We start from the raw sequence: 17,143 nt of genomic DNA on the forward strand, positions 1-17,143 counted from the left end.
TTATTTTAATTCTATAGATTCACTTCCCTTACTTTTCAATCCCTATATGTAAGAATCACCCCTTTACTTTTCAGTCATTAACAAAAAAATATATATTACATGTAAACATTTTACTATTAATTATGTTCCTTTGTCAAACAGTTTATGATTTTGCAAACAAGGAAAACAATATACTCATGACAATCTTAAAAATTAATTCAAGCGTACAGTCTGCAGAGGTATCGGTAAGCCGTCAACTGGTAGAGGAGTTGGTTGCTACTTTGAGCACAGAAGGAACTAAAGTAATTGACCGTGATCTGACCAGAGGTGTATCATTGCTATCAGGAGAGACTGTAGGAGCATTTTATACTGCACCAGAAGAGCGTACAGAAGCACAAAAAGAGCTGATCAAGGAATCAGAGGCTTTGGTAGCAGAGTTGCAGGAAGCGGATACTTTAGTGTTGGGTGTACCGATTTATAATTTTAGTGTACCTGCTTCCATGAAAGCATATTTTGACCAGGTCGCTAGAGCAGGGGTAACCTTTAAGTACACAGAGCAAGGTCCAGTGGGACTATTGTCTGGTAAGAAAGCTTATGTAGTTATTGCGAGCGGTGGAGTACCATTTGACAGTGAGGTAGACTTTGCGACTAAACTAGTAAGACAGTTCCTGACATTTATCGGGATTTCAGATATTGAATTTATACCAGCTGACCAGCTGATGGGAGGTGCTGATGCCGTTATTGCCAAAGCAAAAGAAATTATTGGAGGCGTAACATCAGAGGCGTAAGTCGCCTCAACAAAAATTGTGACAGACCATTAATCAGAGAACAATTGCACTGGAAAACCGTAACATCTTTGTTACGGTTTTTTTATTTACCCTTGATCACCCTCCAGTATTTTTCCTTTCCCTTAAACAATCTCATTTACCCAAAAGTTACCTATTTGAACCCCAATAGGACGACAAGTAGAAAACGAAACAGATAAAACTATGAACAGCAAAAAAGGGGGGGATTATCAAAACTAACTATGAGTGGAAATATGCTGGGACGGAAAGCGATAAATATTGTATGGATTAAAAGAGACTTAAGAACACAGGATCATGCAGCCTTCCAGGCGGCAGAAAATGCAGGTTTACCTTATATCGCGTTTAGCCTACTGGAACCAAAACAGATAGAACATCCCGATACCTCTTTAAGGCATTTGAAGTTTATTTATCATGCCGTGAAGGACATCAATAAAATTTTAGCGAAAACACAAGGGTATGTGCACCTATGGTACAAGGATGCCCGGGAGGTTTTTTCTTTCCTTTCGGAAGAATTTGAGATCAAGGAAGTATTCAGCTATCAGGAGAGTGGTACTGCCAATTCCTGGGAGAGAGATAAGCAAATGAAAACGTGGTTCAAGGATCGTGGAATCATCTGGACAGAGTTCCAGCGTGATGGTATTATCCGTGGATTACATAACCGTGATGGATGGGAGAAGGCCTGGTATCAAACCATGAATGCTCCTTTAATCCAAAATCAATACCAGACAGGCAAGATGCTAAGAATAGGGGTGCCTTTTGAGCTTTCTATGCACCTGAAAAGAGATCTGGAGAATTACTCTATGGTTTTTCAGCCTGCAGGAGAAAGTCACGGTTGGAAATACCTCTATTCTTTTACAGAGAAAAGGGGCTTTGATTATCACTTGGCTATTTCTAGCCCTTCCAAAAGTAGAATGAGTTGTAGCAGGATATCGCCCTATTTATCCTGGGGGAACCTGTCGATCAAGCAAGTATACCAGTATATCAAAAATCATCCTAATCGGTATGAACACAAGAAAGCCTTCAATGCTGTCCTCACTCGCTTGAAGTGGCACTGTCATTTTATTCAGAAATTTGAGATGGAGTGTCGATACGAGACAGAGTGTATCAATAGGGGATATGATCTATTGACGTACGAAAATAATCCAGAACTACTGGAGGCTTGGAAACATGGACGTACGGGGTATCCAATGGTAGATGCTTGTATGAGAGCATTGATTGCTACCGGATGGATTAATTTCCGTATGCGGGCGATGCTGGTGTCTTTTTTATGCCATCGATTGGATCAGGACTGGAGAAAAGGAGCTTATCATTTAGCACAGCTTTTCCTGGACTATGAACCGGGGATTCACTATCCACAATTTCAGATGCAGGCAGGGGTGACAGGGATTAATACTGTTCGTATTTATAATCCGGTAAAGCAATCCAAGGAACAAGATGCGGAAGGAAGGTTTATCAAAAAATGGGTGCCAGAGTTATCCCGTACCCCCAAGGAGTATTTGCATGAGCCTTGGCGTATGACCTCTTTGGATGCCCTTTTCCAGGGAATGAAAAATAAATCTTATCCGGATCCAATTATTGATTTGGAAACGACAGGGAAGCGTGCCCGTAAAAAGTTTTGGTCCCACAAAAATCACCCATTAGTTCGGGAAGAAGCGGCCCGTATCATTGAAATGCATACCAAAAAAAATTAAGGGCAATTAATTAATTGCCCTTAATTTTTCATTTACATGTTGTAGGTCCTCGCCTAATGGCAGAATGTCGTCAACTTAAGCTGATAATGAAAAGGTAGAAACTGGTCGTAGCGTTACGCACGTCATGTAATGATACGACCTGCAGCGAGTTTGTACTACTCTTTCTACATATGCTTTCTCTTTAAGTTGATGGCATTACGTCTCATGGCAAAGATCCACACCGTAAAGATTGACATATAACAATGTCAAACCTTTATCGCTTCAATACCTTCTGCTGATAGCGAGTCCCTTTGCTGCTGGTAATATTGACAAAGTATAACCCTGGAGAAAGCATACTTGTATCGACTAGCATAGGACTTCCTTTCTTAAAGGTCATACGTAATACAGATTGTCCCGTTTGGTTATAAAGAACAACTAGCGCAGCAGCATCTTTCTCTTTCCAATCAATACGGAAGGAAGATTGGAAGGGCTGAGGGTAGATCAGTACATGGTCTAGTAGATTGTTTGAAACTAAACGAGCACTGCCACATGGTCCTATAGGCTTCCACCAATGATCAGCGGTACCTGGAGTAACATTATAAAGGTTGTCTACCATGCTTTCATAGATATATCCCTCGTAAGTTACCTGATCGCCTTTCATATAAATACTAGGATAAGGAGCATAAGTGGCAAGTGTACCACAACCATTATCGGTATTGCTGATTTCCTCTATAGTGACCGTAATCTCAGTGGTAGCAGTTAGGCCATCATTATCGGTTGTAGAAGCACTCAGTGTATACGTTCCAAAAGCAGAAGGCGTCCACGAGATACTGCTGCTGTTATAGGTTTGGTTCTCCACCGTGATACTGCTGGAAACAATGCTGCCATCTGCATCTGTAGCATTGATCGTAACAGTTACAGGAGATAAGTTTTCCATCTCCAGGATACTGCCATTGGAAGGAGAAGTGAAGTTTACGACAGGAGGCAGAAGCGTATCTTCTTCCTGCACTGTGATCGTTTTGGTGACAGTATTGCTTTGGCCTGCATTATCCGTAGCCGTAGCAATGATGGTGTATTCCCCAAAAACAGAAGGTGTCAGTGTGGCGGTTGTACCGTTATATGTACTCCCATCGACCTGGATTTGTACGGTAGGAGTACCTTGGTCATCCGTAGCATTGACCTCAATAGCAATAGGGTTTAAGCCATAGAAAGTATCTTGGGTAGGCTGTGTAAAGCTAATGCTTGGAGGAGTATCAGTAGTAGTATTCCCATCAGAGTCACAAGCACCAATCAGTTGCCATACATTTGGATTGCTTTCTGGGTTTTGTCCGGTAGACCACCAGGTTTGAAAAGCATAAATGTTATTGTTATAAGTGACCCACATGCCATTATTTTGATACGTGTTGGAGGCTTCCCACTCCGGATATCCAGTACAATCAAAAGAGGCTCCCGGACATGGTCCCTGAAGTTTCCATACATCGCTTTGCCCTGGCTCATCAGTACTTTTGGTTTCCCATGCAGCCTGATAAATTAAGTTGTTATATACGACTTGACTACCTCCTGCATAGACTATTGCATTCCATGCTTCTCCACAGTTCGTACGCGGATCCATGACTTCTAAGGAAAGTGTAGTGGTGCTACTATTGCCCGCCTGGTCTGCAGCAGAGATCGTAATGCTATAAGTACCGTAAGCAGAAGGCGTCCAATCATAGCTGACACCTTGGGTAGAAACGACAGTACCATCAATCGCTATTTCAGCATCGTTGATCGCCTGATCGTCTTTATCCAGAATACTCACTGATATGGTGATGGCCTCAAAGTTTTCCTGACGAATTTCTGTCGTGGTAGGAGAGAGTATGCTGATACGAGGCTCTTCTGGGGTAGGTTCAGGCTCTATACCACTGAATGGTTTCTGGTTGGCACACCCACAAGCATCGCAGCTGCTTCCACCATTCAGGTCGGTCGTTACATTTAAGATACCGGAATGACGCTCATAGTGGCCGATACGACTAAGTACCTTGGATTTTTCCGTTCCTGATCCACATTCCAATCCTCCATTGATAATATTGACGGTTACGCCGAACCCAGGGAAGCGCTTGTTTTCTAGATCGTAGGAAGTAGGAACCCAGTTGCCTACCATGACATCATGGCAAGAAGGCTTAGGAAACTGTGGAGTCATCCAGAACCAGATGGCTGTTTGAAATGCCAAAGCAGCATCTTCCGTAATTAGGTCTGGGTTATCCAGTAGGACACTTTTGTCTCCATATAGGAATTGGCTGACTTGTCCATAGTTATAGTTCCAGCTCAATTGTATTGGCCCTCTACCATGATATGATTTTCCTGCTGTAGGAGGATAGTCCGGGTGGTTGGCCTCTACGTATCCAATTAGCTCATCATTATTGGCATAGTCGACTTCTTCCCTAAAATATAACCCCCAGGCATACTTTCCTCCAGGTGCCGTGCTCCAACCTCCAGTAGTTTCCTGAGAGATATTGGCTAAAAATGCGGCTAACTCTCTAGTGATGGTTTCGGTATCTCCTTCATTGAGGAATAGGGCATAGTCCACCTCTTTGGTCACAATGGATTTTTGTGCGTTCCAAGAGTCATCAAAGCCACTATCGGTACGGATTAGTTTCTCTTCTCCAGTGGTTTTATTAATGCGTGTTACTTTGTAAAGGTTAGTTCCCGTCCTTCTCTCCATAATTACCTTGATATTTTTCATACGCTCAATCGCTTCCAGAAAGCTATCATAGGTAAAGAAATCCTTGGCTGGATTCAAGGCATACCCTCCTTCGGGTTGAGCTTCAGTGCCAAAGCGATAAGGAAATAATTCATTGTATTGGGCTTCCGTCATGGGAATAGACTGTGCCTGCAATACAGGAGTAATGAATAGACTAAAAAAGAGACCTATAATAAGTGATCTCCATAGAAAGCGATTCCCTCCTTGTTTTTGAAGGAACTTGTTTGTGCTCGCATGGATATTGGTTGTCATTATTGTTGTTTTTGAATTTTAAACATCTCCAATTTGAAATGGAATAATGACGAAATAGAAATAATCGTTTTAGTAAGGCAAAAATGAGAGGGGTACAAATGAGTGTACAATAGGTAAAGGGGAATAGCTGGGAAGGGATACAAAAAGGTGTAATGTTCTATTCTATTATAAAATGCACATCAATGTTAGGGGTACTTGTAGTGTTGTATTTTTAAGTTTTTATTTAATAATATTCTGAAATTATGATAAATAACTCTCTAATCGTTTGTTTTATGTAGTTCGTGTATGATTCTACGTTGTTAGTCTAAAATGTTAACGAATCTTAAACCCTCATCCTATATTAGGTTCATTGATAATCCAATTTTTTAGCTGTGACTATTCAGCAGAACAAAACATCTGATTATGAAAATGAAATTATTCTCATTTACTGCAATGATGCTACTTTCATTGCAGGTATTAGCACAAACCTATTCGGGAAAGGTATTAGACGCCCAATCCAATCAGCCGATTCCCGGGGTAAACATTCAAATCAAGGGAACTACACAAGGAACAGTAACTGGCATTGATGGAGAGTTTTCTATTCAGGCATCCGTAGGGGCTATATTGACGATTACTTCTATTGGTTATGAGAGGCAAGAAGTGCAATTAGGAAGCAGTACTAATCTATCGATTGCTCTGGCACAAGATGTAAGCGAGCTAGAGGAAGTTGTGGTGACCGCTTTTGGTATGGAGAGGGAGACGAAAGCATTAGGGTATTCTGTGACAGAAATTGATGGAAATGACTTGTCTACAATTAAGGAACCAAATGTTATGAATGCCCTTTCCGGTAAAGTGGCCGGGGTACAGATCAATCGAGGGTCAGGAGGAGCAGGAGGATCGGCAAGAGTAACCATTCGTGGTAATAACTCTTTGTCAGGGACTAACCAGCCTTTGTTTATTGTCGATGGTGTGCCGATTGACAATACCTCAAACAATGTAGGAAGTCTTAAAAACGTGGCGATAGACTATGGAGATGGTATTGCAGACATCAATGCAGACGATATCGCAAGTATGACCGTTTTAAAAGGTCCTGCAGCAGCGGCACTTTATGGTACCAGAGCTGCCGGAGGGGTAATCCTGATTACCACCAAGACAGGAGGTCCTGCGGAAGGACTGGGAGTGGAAATCAATAGCAATGTGACGTTTGATACACCAATGTTGCTATGGTCATTGCAGAACGACTATGGGGTAGGAAATAATGGCACAATCAATGATGGAACGCCAACCACAGTTGTAGGTACGGACTGGAATGCCACTTCTAGCTGGGGCGCTAAGTTTGGCGCTGGTACATCAAGCTATATTGATTTTGATGGGGAGAGTAAATCGTATCAGGCTTATGAAAATAATGTAGAGGACTTTTTCCAGAATGGATTGACATTGACGAATGGCGTATCCCTATCAGGGGGGAATCAGGAAGCTGGTTTCCGTCTATCGTACGCCAACCTACAGAATAAGGGAATTACCGTGGGTTCTGAGTTTGAGCGTAATATGTTGACGTTTAGAGGAAGAACACAGTTGGGGGATAGATTGTCAGTAGACGGCAAACTAAGTTACATTAATGTTGATGGATATAACCGTCAGGTCAGTGGAGAAAACTATGTCAACCCGATCTATTCTTTGGTATCCATGCCTCGTTCTTTGAATGTCATGGACCTGAAAGCTCACAATGGAAATGTGAAGTATAAATTTAATCCTGATCCGTTGACCATGAACCCTTATTATGCGTTGGAATATATGCCTAATGAGGATACAAAGGACCGTTTTATTGGCATGGCCTCTGTAAAGTATGAGTTTACAAACTGGCTAAGTATTCAGGCACGTACAGGGTTGGATTTCTGGTCAGCAAACAGAACATCGCTAAACTTTAGAGGAGAGGATCAAAACACGGAAATGATCAACGTGAGACAGCAAGTGATGGAGATGAATACGGATGTATTGCTTGTAGCCAAGAGAGAATTAACCGAAGAATTGGACGGTACGCTGATTCTGGGTACGAACTTATTGAAGCAGTCTTCGGTAGCGGATGCTATGAATGGCTCCATGGCTTATGAGGGGATTTTCTCAGTGAATAATATCAATCAGCCACAGCACAGTAGAAGTATAATTGAGAAAGAAGTATTCTCTATTTTCTCTTCGGCAAGCTTGGCTTATCAGAATGCTTATTTCCTGGACCTTACGGCCAGAAGGGATGAGTCGTCGTCTTTGCCAGGGAAGTCTTTCTTCTATCCTTCCGCAACAGCTTCGGTAGCCTTCAGTGAAGTGTTGGGGATCGACAGTGATCTTTTCACATTTGGCAAATTGAGAGCATCTTATGCCAAGGTGGGTAATGATACTAGACCGTATGCCACTAATCCGAACTTGATCTTTACTAGACAAAATAATGAAGTAGCGGTTTCTACACAGTCTACCTTGCCGAATGCGGACCTGGTACCGGAGACTACATCATCCGTAGAGTTGGGCTTGGACCTGAGATTCTTCAATGATAAGGTAGGTCTGGACGTGACGTATTATCAGGCTACTTCAGAGAATCAGATCTATGCTGCTCAGACGACAGAAGGAAACATGTGGGTAAATGGTGGTGTGATTGAGAACAAAGGTTTTGAAATTCAGTTGAGAGCAACACCAGTCGAGACCGCAGACTTGAAATGGGATATGATCCTTACCGGTTCCAATAACCGTAACCAGGTAGTGGAGATGAGAGATGGACTGACGCAAACGTTGGTAGGATACGATGCCACACCATTCCAGGTTTCCGTGGTAGCGGAAGAAGGACAGCCGTTTGGGCAGATCAAGGGGAATGACTTTACGTATCAGGATGGAAAGATTGTCGTAGATGCTAATGGTGTACCAGTAGCTAATTCAGAGCAGGTACTAGGGAATATTACACCCGATATGACCGGTGGTTTTATGAATACACTAAGCTACAAGAACATCACCTTCAATGCCGCTTTGGCCGCTCAGTTAGGTGGGGATGTATTCTCAGGGACAAATATGACGATGCATAGAAATGGTAACCATGCAGGCACGTTGGAAGGTAGAGAAACTGGATTGACACTGGATGCGGTTACTGAGGATGGTCAGCCGTTCACCGGAACTGTAAGTGCTCAGGATTATTGGGTAGGATTGACGAACAATAGAATCGCAGCACCATTCGTAACCGATGCTTCTTTTGTACAGCTAAGAGAGTTGAGCTTGGGGTATAGCTTGCCTAGACAATGGCTGTTGAGTACTCCGGTACAGTCAGTGACGGTGTCATTGGTAGGTAGAAACCTAGGCTACCTATACAATGCAGCAGAAGGTGTAGATCCTCAGTCGATGGCTGCGAGAAACGTAGTAGGGGTAGAGTATCTGTCGATGCCATCCACCAGAAGCTATGGCTTTAATGTCAACATCAAACTGTAGGACAGAGTGCAGTGAACAGTGAGCAGTGAACAGTGAGCAGTGAGCAGTCTAATCACCAATCACCAACCACCAATCACTCACCATTACGAACATTAAAATTTGAAGTATACCATGAAATTATCATATATCTTAGGAAAAGCGGTTATTGTACCAGCGGTATTGCTAGCTTCTCTTTCAGCATGTACCGATCATTATGAGGATTTGAATAAAAACCCGAATGGCATTGATATCTCAGAAGGACTGACACCGGATATGATGCAGGATTTAGTCTCTCCTTTATTGAAAACATCGATTACTTCCATGTCGTCTTATGGCCCTTCTTATGTAGGAAGTGGATTGGTAACGGCTAACTTGGCCAACCTGATCTATGGTGTGCCAAAGCACCAGACGTCTTTCTATGCAGAGGCCAGATCCAATCGTTTACAGACGATGTACTGGAACAATGCCTATGGAACAAAGATTCGAGTGATTCAGGAGGCTTTGGCGCTTTTGGAGCAGTATGAGTATGAGGGTGTAGAGGCGGATAAGGCTATTTTTAGAGTGAATTTGTTGAACGAGATTATCCGACTGGCAGATACATTTGGCGTGGTTCCTTTCTCGGAACTTGGAGAGTCATTGACGCCAAAGTATGAGACACAGGCAGAGATTTATCCGGCCGTGATCGCTGAACTGGGTGAGTTGGTGACGACGCTGGAAAGTGTTTCAGGTGCCAGTATTGCCTTGTCTTCAGGAGATATTATCTACGCAGGGGATTATGGCATGTGGACGAAGTTTGCAAATTCCCTTCGCTTGAGAACGGCAGTAAGATGGCATAAGGTGGCCGATCAGTCTACGGTGATCGCTGAGATCATGAGTAAACCACTGATGGAGACCACCGAAGAAGGAGCCTCTTTTGCTACGGTGGATGACGAAAGCTTGATCTGGACAGAGATTGGAGGGATGAACTCTTCCAATGCCTTGACACGCTGGGGAGATGAGGGAAAACCGACGGCAGGTATTCTGAATATCATGACGTTTGCTGATGAGGATATGGCCAATGATGACCCTAGACTAAATCCTTTGTTCCTAAAGACAACTGTGGTAGAGAATGCAGGATCAGGGTACTTTAATGGATTAATCAGTAATGCTTCTCAAGCAGATAAGTTCTATAGAAACTGGTCTGTCACAGAACTAGAAAGCTTTTATGCAGACTTGATTGCTAACAATAAAGAGGAAGCAGACGCTCAGAAAATTGCGGATGCCTCGGCCGCAGCAGAACAGTGGGCGACTTATACAGGGAAATGGAATGGACCTCGTCTAGGTGAGGAATTAACCGATGCAGCTTACTATGACGATAGAATGTTTGCTCGTTTGAACGGTGTTCCCGGATATGGTGTGTGGACCAATGCTTCTCGTCAAGGAATTCTATTGGCTTCAGAAGTATGGTTCCTGAAAGCAGAAGTATATGCAGCGGGAATTGTTGCAGGAGATGCGAAGACTGCTTATATGAATGGAGTGAAAGCAAACTTGGATTATTATGGCGTTGCTTCCAATACTGATTTTGAAATGGCTTTGGAAACTGCTTTCGATACAGCTGATGATAAAGTAATTCCTATCGTACAGCAAAAACTAGTGACGCTGACAGACAATGGGTACGAGGCGTATGCAGAGGTAAGAAGAGTAGGGTTTGATAAGCTATATGTTGCGGAGCGTGACTATGTGAAGATGCCTAAAAACTACGTAGACCTTCCAGGAGCAGAAGCAGCAAACAATGCCGAGGGGTATACCCTGGCTCAGGACAAGCTGCAAGATGCTTCTAACTTCTTTTGGGATTAAGTTGTGCTTTTGTCATATGTTGATTACTGAAGCCGGTAAGCATACTGCTTGCCGGTTTTTCTATTTTCTAATCAGCACCTTTTTCACCTGAACTCCCTCATCAGTCCTTAGCATACAACAATAGAGTCCTACAGGATAATTAGCAACAGAAAAATCAAGTTGAGAACCTTTGAGGGATGATGTCTTATCATACAATTGATGAGAAACAGTGCCATTAACTGGATACAAAACAATAGCAACTACTTGTTGAATAGGAAGATGCAATTGGATACTTAATTGCTCATCAACAGGATTAGAAGAAATAGAGAATAAGGTGTCTTGTTTTTCCAATGATTCAATACCCGCTATAACAGGAGGATCAGGAGTAGGAGTATGGTTAAAATAGTTGATGATCGTACGGAATAGTTGATCTCGACTACTGTCAGGATAAATACTTTCTAAAGGGAACCCTATATTGATCACTTTAGCAGTGTCGGTTCCTGAGGGGAATATCCCTGTATAAGCGACAGCAGCATAGGCCGTAGAACTTCCTCCTGTATATTCCAGAATGGCTTCACTACCTTTCAGGGGAGTGATTTGGTCAGCGTATTTTACATCAAAAGTACCTTGTGTTCCATCGTCAAATTGTAATGATTCTATTGCTTGAAAGAAGCTTCCTTCCAAGCCTTTTGCCGTATACCATGTAGCCGCTTGATTGAAGGGGGCATCATATTGATAGGCTGCTTTTAGATAATCATGATAAAAGGATTGGTCCTTGCTGTCTCCCTTATGGTCCAGGTCCCATCCAATCTCTGAACCAGATACGAGGAGGTTGCCTCCTTGCTGCAGATAGGCTTGTATTAAGTCCTGTTCTTTATGGCTAAAGGTTTCATCTGCTGTACTCTCTTCTCCCAATACATAATCGACATATTTATAGTCATTTATGGAGAATAGTCTATCTTCTATGGCATCATTGGTCGCCGCATCATATCCTATGGCGGAAGAGACCGCGGAAGCTGCATGATATTTCATATAGTCTAAGCTATTACCCTCTGTTGCTCGGTCGAATCCTTGTACAATCAATAAATCAGAAGATAAGTCGGATGGCGTGATGCTGAGCGTCTCAGAGAAAGGAGATACTCCATGTTCATTCTTGGCTTGTAGTCGTACATGAATAGATTGATTCATCACTAATCCCGTAATGACTTTACTACTTTCACCCTTTTCAAGTATAAAAGTAGATACATCGTTATTGGATGGATGCGTCACTTCGATAATATGGGATAGGGTATCTGAATCGGGCTGAACAGATAGTTCAACTTCTTGTCCATTCAATACTTTAAGTCCAAAAGAACGAGGGGCAGAAGGAGGAGGTACAACGGTTTTATTATAGGCATAATAGGGTTGGGCCATAATGCCACTCTCATCGCTAAATAAGGAATAAAGGGCAGGGTCTTTCAGTACATCGGTCAGTTGGAGCGTATCCTCATTGACGATGACACTATTGTGTACAAGTCGAACACCATGACTATAGTCTACATAGGTATCAATATGCCCTGTATAAAGAGGTTGCCAGAACGTTCCGTCGAGCTTGTACCAACCATAGATAGCTACCTTTCCTGGGCGATCGATCAACCGGTTAGAGATGACGACATCTTTTTTTAGTCCATCGACAAGACTTTTGTTTCGATCCCATGTTTCATTGCTATTGGCAAGAACATTTTCGATCGCTTGTTGATGTTTTACAAACTGCCAGACCTGTTCGTTATCATTTCCGTTAGGAGCGTAAGTAATAGGATTGATCCGCTGATCAGCGGCTTGAGAGATCTCATCGACCATTTTGGTTGTAGGTAGGGAATATCCAAAATGATCTGCGATACGCTGGGCAAGCATGGGACTTATAGGCACTCGACAAAAATTACTATCAGATCCTATCGACAGATAATCCAATGCGGCCTGAAACTGATAGGATACCCCATTTTTCTCCCCAGTAATTGTTTTAAAGGTCTTACAGAAAGAGGGCATATTCCCATTTTTGATTTCCTCAAACATTAGGGCTTCCCGATCTTCCAACGATAAGTCTTTTATCTGATCCATAAAAGCATTCCCTTCTATTGCATTATTAGCCCGAGGGGGAAAGGTTGTGTCATCATAGGAATAGATGGACTGTCCTAATAGTGAGTGCCTCCATAAAAGCGTGGAAGCAAGAAGCATAAAAAGTATTTTAGTAGACATAAGCTTTTGGTAGTGTTATTTGTTTATCGCTTAGAAAAAGGCTTATCGGTTAAAAAGGGTTTATCGCTTATCGTTTAAAAAAATGTTGAAAAACTACCCGTAGGGTATTGTATGTTGTTTCTGGTGAAAATAACTTTCTTAAATTGATAATTGATAACCACTATATACAGTCTTTATACTTCATTTCTGCAAAGCACACCACTTTCATTGCTATACGAAGGAGGAATTTCACTGAATTCTACGATCGAATGCCCACGAAAAAAGCCCCATACTTAACGATGGAGCTTTAAGAAATATGCTTGTTACTTTGACTAGGCTTAGGCTGTTGTCAAACCTTGTTCCTTAGCAGTTTCGGCCTTCGCAATGGCATAAACCACTAGACCAAAACCAATTTTGTTGACCGCATCACCAATATTATAGATCAAGTCCATACTAGACGTGGTCAGTAAACCGGCTCCATCAGGGCCTAACCATCCTCCTGGCATCGCCATATAACCGATTGGGTAAATTGCCCATCCCACGAGTACAAACCAAGCCAATGCACGTATCCCTTTAATGACGGCGGGTGATTGGGATTGGTCTGCCAATTGTTTGACCTCACCAAACCAAGCTGCGTATAGGATATAGGCATACCCTACCGTAGATAGTACCCCCCATATCACGGAGTGTGACATAGAGCCATCCGTAAAGGCCTCTCCGATATACCCTGCGACCAGCATCCATACGGAGGCGATAATCATCTTCCAGAGTAATCCCACCTTGGCTCCAGCGGGTTTCAAGATCAAGTAAAACTCTACACACATCAGTGGTACGGTTAACGTCCAGTCAATATATCGCAGTGCAGTAGGGTTTTCTCCAGTTACCGTATAATAGTCACGCATGTAGAAGTAGTGTACGGCTGCAATACCAGTAATCAGTCCTGAGATCAATAGGGATGTTTTCCATTTTCCCGATACCGTTCCCCGCTCAAAGAAAAAGAAAATAGATGCGGCAAACATCGCCATGTACCCTGTGAAAAAGGTAAAGGCTACAGGGTCATCCTTCTTAATTTGAATTATTTCTAACAATAAATTTTCCATAGTTATTTTGAGTTGTGGTTTAAAGGTATTGAAAGGTTTGTTACTCTGTTTTTATAACAATGTCCATGGAGTTATTGTTAACGAATTTTAAAAAATTTATTTATTTATGTTTTTTTACCATATTGAAAATTTTTTCAACAGATATGGCATGGGGAAGTGTTAATACAGAGATCATCACAAAAAATAGAAAGAGCAGGTGCCAATTAGAAAACAGGACCCAAGTACTAATTACGAGTAATACAATTAACCCTATAAGGCTAATTGTCGCGTACCAAAATACCTCCTTGTAAAAGGTAATCAATGTATAATGTGGACGCTCCAATCGTCTCACACGACAGAATAGGGCTATCGACTTGCCTGCATGCCAAATACAAAAGTACAAGATGAAAGCTACGATCCCTCCCATAAGGTAACTACTCCATAAGAGCAATACCGCTAGAGCTATCTCCATGAGTACTTTTCCTGTTGTTAGGGTATTATTGATCCATCTTTCTATTAAAGGGAGGCTGATCAATAGTCCGGCTATCACCAAGAGGAACGTAGCATTGTTTCCGATCCACTGCAAGACACTTCTGTCCAAGAACCCGATAAGGTAGTTTTGTATAGTATCCCAAGAAGGAAGCAATAGCCATAGGAGCAGTCCCGTACCCCATGCGATATAGCTAAGGGCTGCAGACCAATGTTTTTCAGGGAAATAAGCATAGAGTTGTGATTGCCCAAAATGATAGGCAGATAACAGTAAGAAGAGTAAGAAGGCTAAGGTAGGGGCAAGCCACCATATTAAGGCAAAAGCACTACCTTTTAGCCAATAGTAGGTAATAAAGCGCCTTCTATGAAAATTTTTTCCCTTAGCCTGATAACGCTGCTTACTCAATACCTCATCCATAGCACCATGTGGAATACCACTAACAGCCATACCTATACCAAAAACAACCCATTCGCCATAAGGAAATAGTTGTAGGCATAGCCAGGAGCATAGGATAGCCCCCAAGGTGAGTAGAAGTAAACGTCCATTCTCAGGGTCGACTGTTGACCATATTGCGTTGTTTTTCATAAATCTCTTGGATACTGATCTCTTTTAATGCTTGTAAGAATGGAGCCCAAGGCAAACTGCCGAGTAATCGTAGGTCTTCTATAAGGCTTGTTTCTTCCTCTAAAAACTTGAGAATACTTGGGTAGTGATTCCTTGCAAATAAGCAATCCATAATGGAGGCCACCTTCTCCGGTTTATGTTGAATAATATGCAGAAGCAATAAGTCATAGAACTGGAACCGTTGGCGAGAAGCGGTGTGGGGAGTTAATTGACCTGTTTGCACGAGACTATTCACCAACTGCCTGACATCTTGCTGTATATTGGCAAAGGCATAGCCCGTACTAGCTTTAGCCAAGCCTCCCGCAACTCCTGTATGTATGATATGCTCTTGGGTACTGCGAGGAAAACAGTAATCGGTCATGGGAATCTTTCCTCCTTCCGAATAGGTAATCTTGTAGTGCTCTACCCCCAAAGTATTTTTAATGTATTGTTTCAATCGCTGGGTATAATAGTCCTCCTCAAACGTATGAGGAGAAAACCCTGTAAACTCTACCAAGGCTTTGTGTCGGCTGAAAGGCAATACATAAAAGAACTCTACTCCTTTTTGCTGAGGTGTTCTAAAGTCCATCATCGTGAAGGCCTCAGGAGAAAAGCACTCCTGCTTCGTTTCAATGACCCACCCCCTGAAGTGTTGCCACAACCAGTAACGGTATTGAGAGGAATCAATCATAGTCGGAATACTATTCAGGACCCATGAAGCGGTAAAGTGGTGGTTGCTTGTGGTGACAGAGACTCCATCGACTGTACGATGTATATCCACTACTTTATCTTGTAAGAAAAAGATATTGGATGGAAAGGCCTTGGCTTTCTGATAACTGTATCGAAAGAAGTATTCGCTACTGACCATATGATAATAATAAGGCGCAATAGATCTACTGCTTTGTCGCTTAGGGGAACAAAAAGACATATGCTGCCACTGATGTGATACCAGTGGTGATCGCTCTTTGCTCCAGAAACACCAGGTTTTATTCATGGCAAAGGTAGCCTCTGCTTCTAGGACTAATACCTTGAATCGAGGAAGTTGCCTTGATGCAATGAGTTCGTTCAGGAAGCTGTAAGCGGCACATCCCCCTCCGGTAAGGATAATGTCATAATGTGCTGTCTTCATAGCTAGGTAGTTGGGTTCTATCTATATAAAGTGAAAAAGGAGAGGGTTTGTTTCATGTTTTTATAGACTGATACAGCTTTTCATATGAAATATGGATACCTTGGTTATTTCATATAATGATTGGCATCGTCAAGTTTTTTATGTGTGAAGCTTGTGAATCATTGAACTTTAGTCATTCGAAAAGAAAACATCATGAGTACTTACGTAATCTCCGATATTCACGGCCATTTGTCTTTATTCCAAAATGCTTTGGAACATATACAGTTAGAGAAAAAAGATGAACTTATTCTATTGGGAGATTATATCGATAGAGGTCCGGACAGTAAGGGAGTTATTGATACGATTTTCTCATTGCAGGAAAAAGGATATCAGGTAACTTGCTTGAAAGGGAATCATGAAGATATGCTACTGGAAAGCATGCAGCCTTCTTTTATGGGACTATTGGGGGTAAGAAACATGTCGCTGGAAGTGGCTGAAAGTTTTCAGGTCAATCGTTCTGAGAAATTGCCAGAGAAATACCAATCCTTTTTTAAGGGATTGAAAACACACTATCGCAAAGGTAAGTTTCTTTTTGTGCACGCAGGATTGAACTTGGAGCTAGATGACCCTATGCAGGATGAGGAAGCAATGATGTGGGAAAGAGGATGGTACGAAGATGTTCCTTGGATACAAGATAAAGTGGTGGTACATGGACATACGCCCATGGTCAAGAAGCATATACTGGAACTATTAGAAGATGAAAGTGAAAATAGAATCTGTATCGACAATGGCTGCTTTAAGGACAGAGGAATAGGTTATGGCAACCTTTCTGTACTAACACTAGAAACAATGGAAATCGATTTTTATTAATTTTCAATGATCAATGATTAATTTTCAATAATTAGGTAGTGTCATGAATTAACTGATTGGCTTTTCCATGCCTCTGAAAACGTTGTTGCACGGAAGT

Annotated in this window: 10 protein-coding genes; 5 read left to right on the forward strand and 5 right to left on the reverse strand. The window is 42.1% G+C overall.

The window, feature by feature from the left end; genetic code table 11:
• The first annotated feature begins 176 nt into the window (after nucleotides 1–176).
• Together ABD985_RS03590 and ABD985_RS03595 are read left to right on the forward strand one after the other, a co-directional pair.
• On the forward strand, nucleotides 177–767 hold the full coding sequence (locus tag ABD985_RS03590; RefSeq protein ID WP_345369269.1) for an FMN-dependent NADH-azoreductase: 591 nt from the start codon (nucleotides 177–179) through the stop codon (nucleotides 765–767).
• Between the two features lie 239 nt (nucleotides 768–1,006).
• Nucleotides 1,007–2,476 carry a cryptochrome/deoxyribodipyrimidine photo-lyase family protein gene (locus ABD985_RS03595; protein WP_345369271.1) on the forward strand — a complete coding sequence of 490 codons (1,470 nt, stop codon included), beginning with the start codon at nucleotides 1,007–1,009 and terminating at the stop codon, nucleotides 2,474–2,476.
• A 253-nt stretch (nucleotides 2,477–2,729) separates the two neighbouring features.
• Here the strand turns inward: ABD985_RS03595 and ABD985_RS03600 are convergent, their stop codons facing one another.
• Nucleotides 2,730–5,447 carry a glycoside hydrolase family 19 protein gene (locus ABD985_RS03600; RefSeq protein WP_345369272.1) on the reverse strand — a complete coding sequence of 906 codons (2,718 nt, stop codon included), beginning with the start codon at nucleotides 5,445–5,447 and terminating at the stop codon, nucleotides 2,730–2,732.
• A gap of 402 nt (nucleotides 5,448–5,849) precedes the next feature.
• Here ABD985_RS03600 and ABD985_RS03605 point away from each other — a divergent pair, with 402 nt between their 5' ends.
• Together ABD985_RS03605 and ABD985_RS03610 are read left to right on the forward strand one after the other, a co-directional pair.
• Complete coding sequence (locus tag ABD985_RS03605; RefSeq protein WP_345369274.1) at nucleotides 5,850–8,888, forward strand: SusC/RagA family TonB-linked outer membrane protein; 3,039 nt, start codon at nucleotides 5,850–5,852, stop codon at nucleotides 8,886–8,888.
• A 111-nt stretch (nucleotides 8,889–8,999) separates the two neighbouring features.
• On the forward strand, nucleotides 9,000–10,703 hold the full coding sequence (locus ABD985_RS03610; RefSeq protein WP_345369275.1) for a SusD/RagB family nutrient-binding outer membrane lipoprotein: 1,704 nt from the start codon (nucleotides 9,000–9,002) through the stop codon (nucleotides 10,701–10,703).
• A 60-nt stretch (nucleotides 10,704–10,763) separates the two neighbouring features.
• On the opposite strand, the gene ABD985_RS03615 is transcribed toward ABD985_RS03610, so the two are convergent.
• The 4 genes from ABD985_RS03615 to ABD985_RS03630 form a co-directional block, all read right to left on the reverse strand.
• Nucleotides 10,764–12,917 carry a hypothetical protein gene (locus tag ABD985_RS03615; protein WP_345369277.1) on the reverse strand — a complete coding sequence of 718 codons (2,154 nt, stop codon included), beginning with the start codon at nucleotides 12,915–12,917 and terminating at the stop codon, nucleotides 10,764–10,766.
• 317 nt (nucleotides 12,918–13,234) lie between these two features.
• A complete protein-coding gene (locus ABD985_RS03620) occupies nucleotides 13,235–13,996 on the reverse strand; it encodes a bacteriorhodopsin-like (protein ID WP_345369279.1) in 762 nt (253 codons plus the stop codon).
• Between the two features lie 100 nt (nucleotides 13,997–14,096).
• Nucleotides 14,097–15,050 (reverse strand): Brp/Blh family beta-carotene 15,15'-dioxygenase, encoded by a 954-nt coding sequence (locus ABD985_RS03625; protein WP_345369281.1) that lies wholly within the window; start codon nucleotides 15,048–15,050, stop codon nucleotides 14,097–14,099.
• Nucleotides 15,013–16,197 carry a lycopene cyclase family protein gene (locus ABD985_RS03630; protein WP_345369283.1) on the reverse strand — a complete coding sequence of 395 codons (1,185 nt, stop codon included), beginning with the start codon at nucleotides 16,195–16,197 and terminating at the stop codon, nucleotides 15,013–15,015. The genes ABD985_RS03625 and ABD985_RS03630 overlap by 38 nt, the downstream gene beginning before the upstream one ends.
• Nucleotides 16,198–16,389: 192 nt before the next feature.
• Between ABD985_RS03630 and ABD985_RS03635 the strand changes: the two genes are divergently transcribed.
• A complete protein-coding gene (locus tag ABD985_RS03635; protein ID WP_345369285.1) occupies nucleotides 16,390–17,046 on the forward strand; it encodes a metallophosphoesterase family protein in 657 nt (218 codons plus the stop codon).
• The last annotated feature ends 97 nt before the right edge of the window (nucleotides 17,047–17,143 follow it).

Origin of the sequence: Algivirga pacifica (genome assembly GCF_039543525.1) — a bacterium.
GTDB classification, from domain to species: Bacteria; Bacteroidota; Bacteroidia; order Cytophagales; family Flammeovirgaceae; genus Algivirga; species Algivirga pacifica.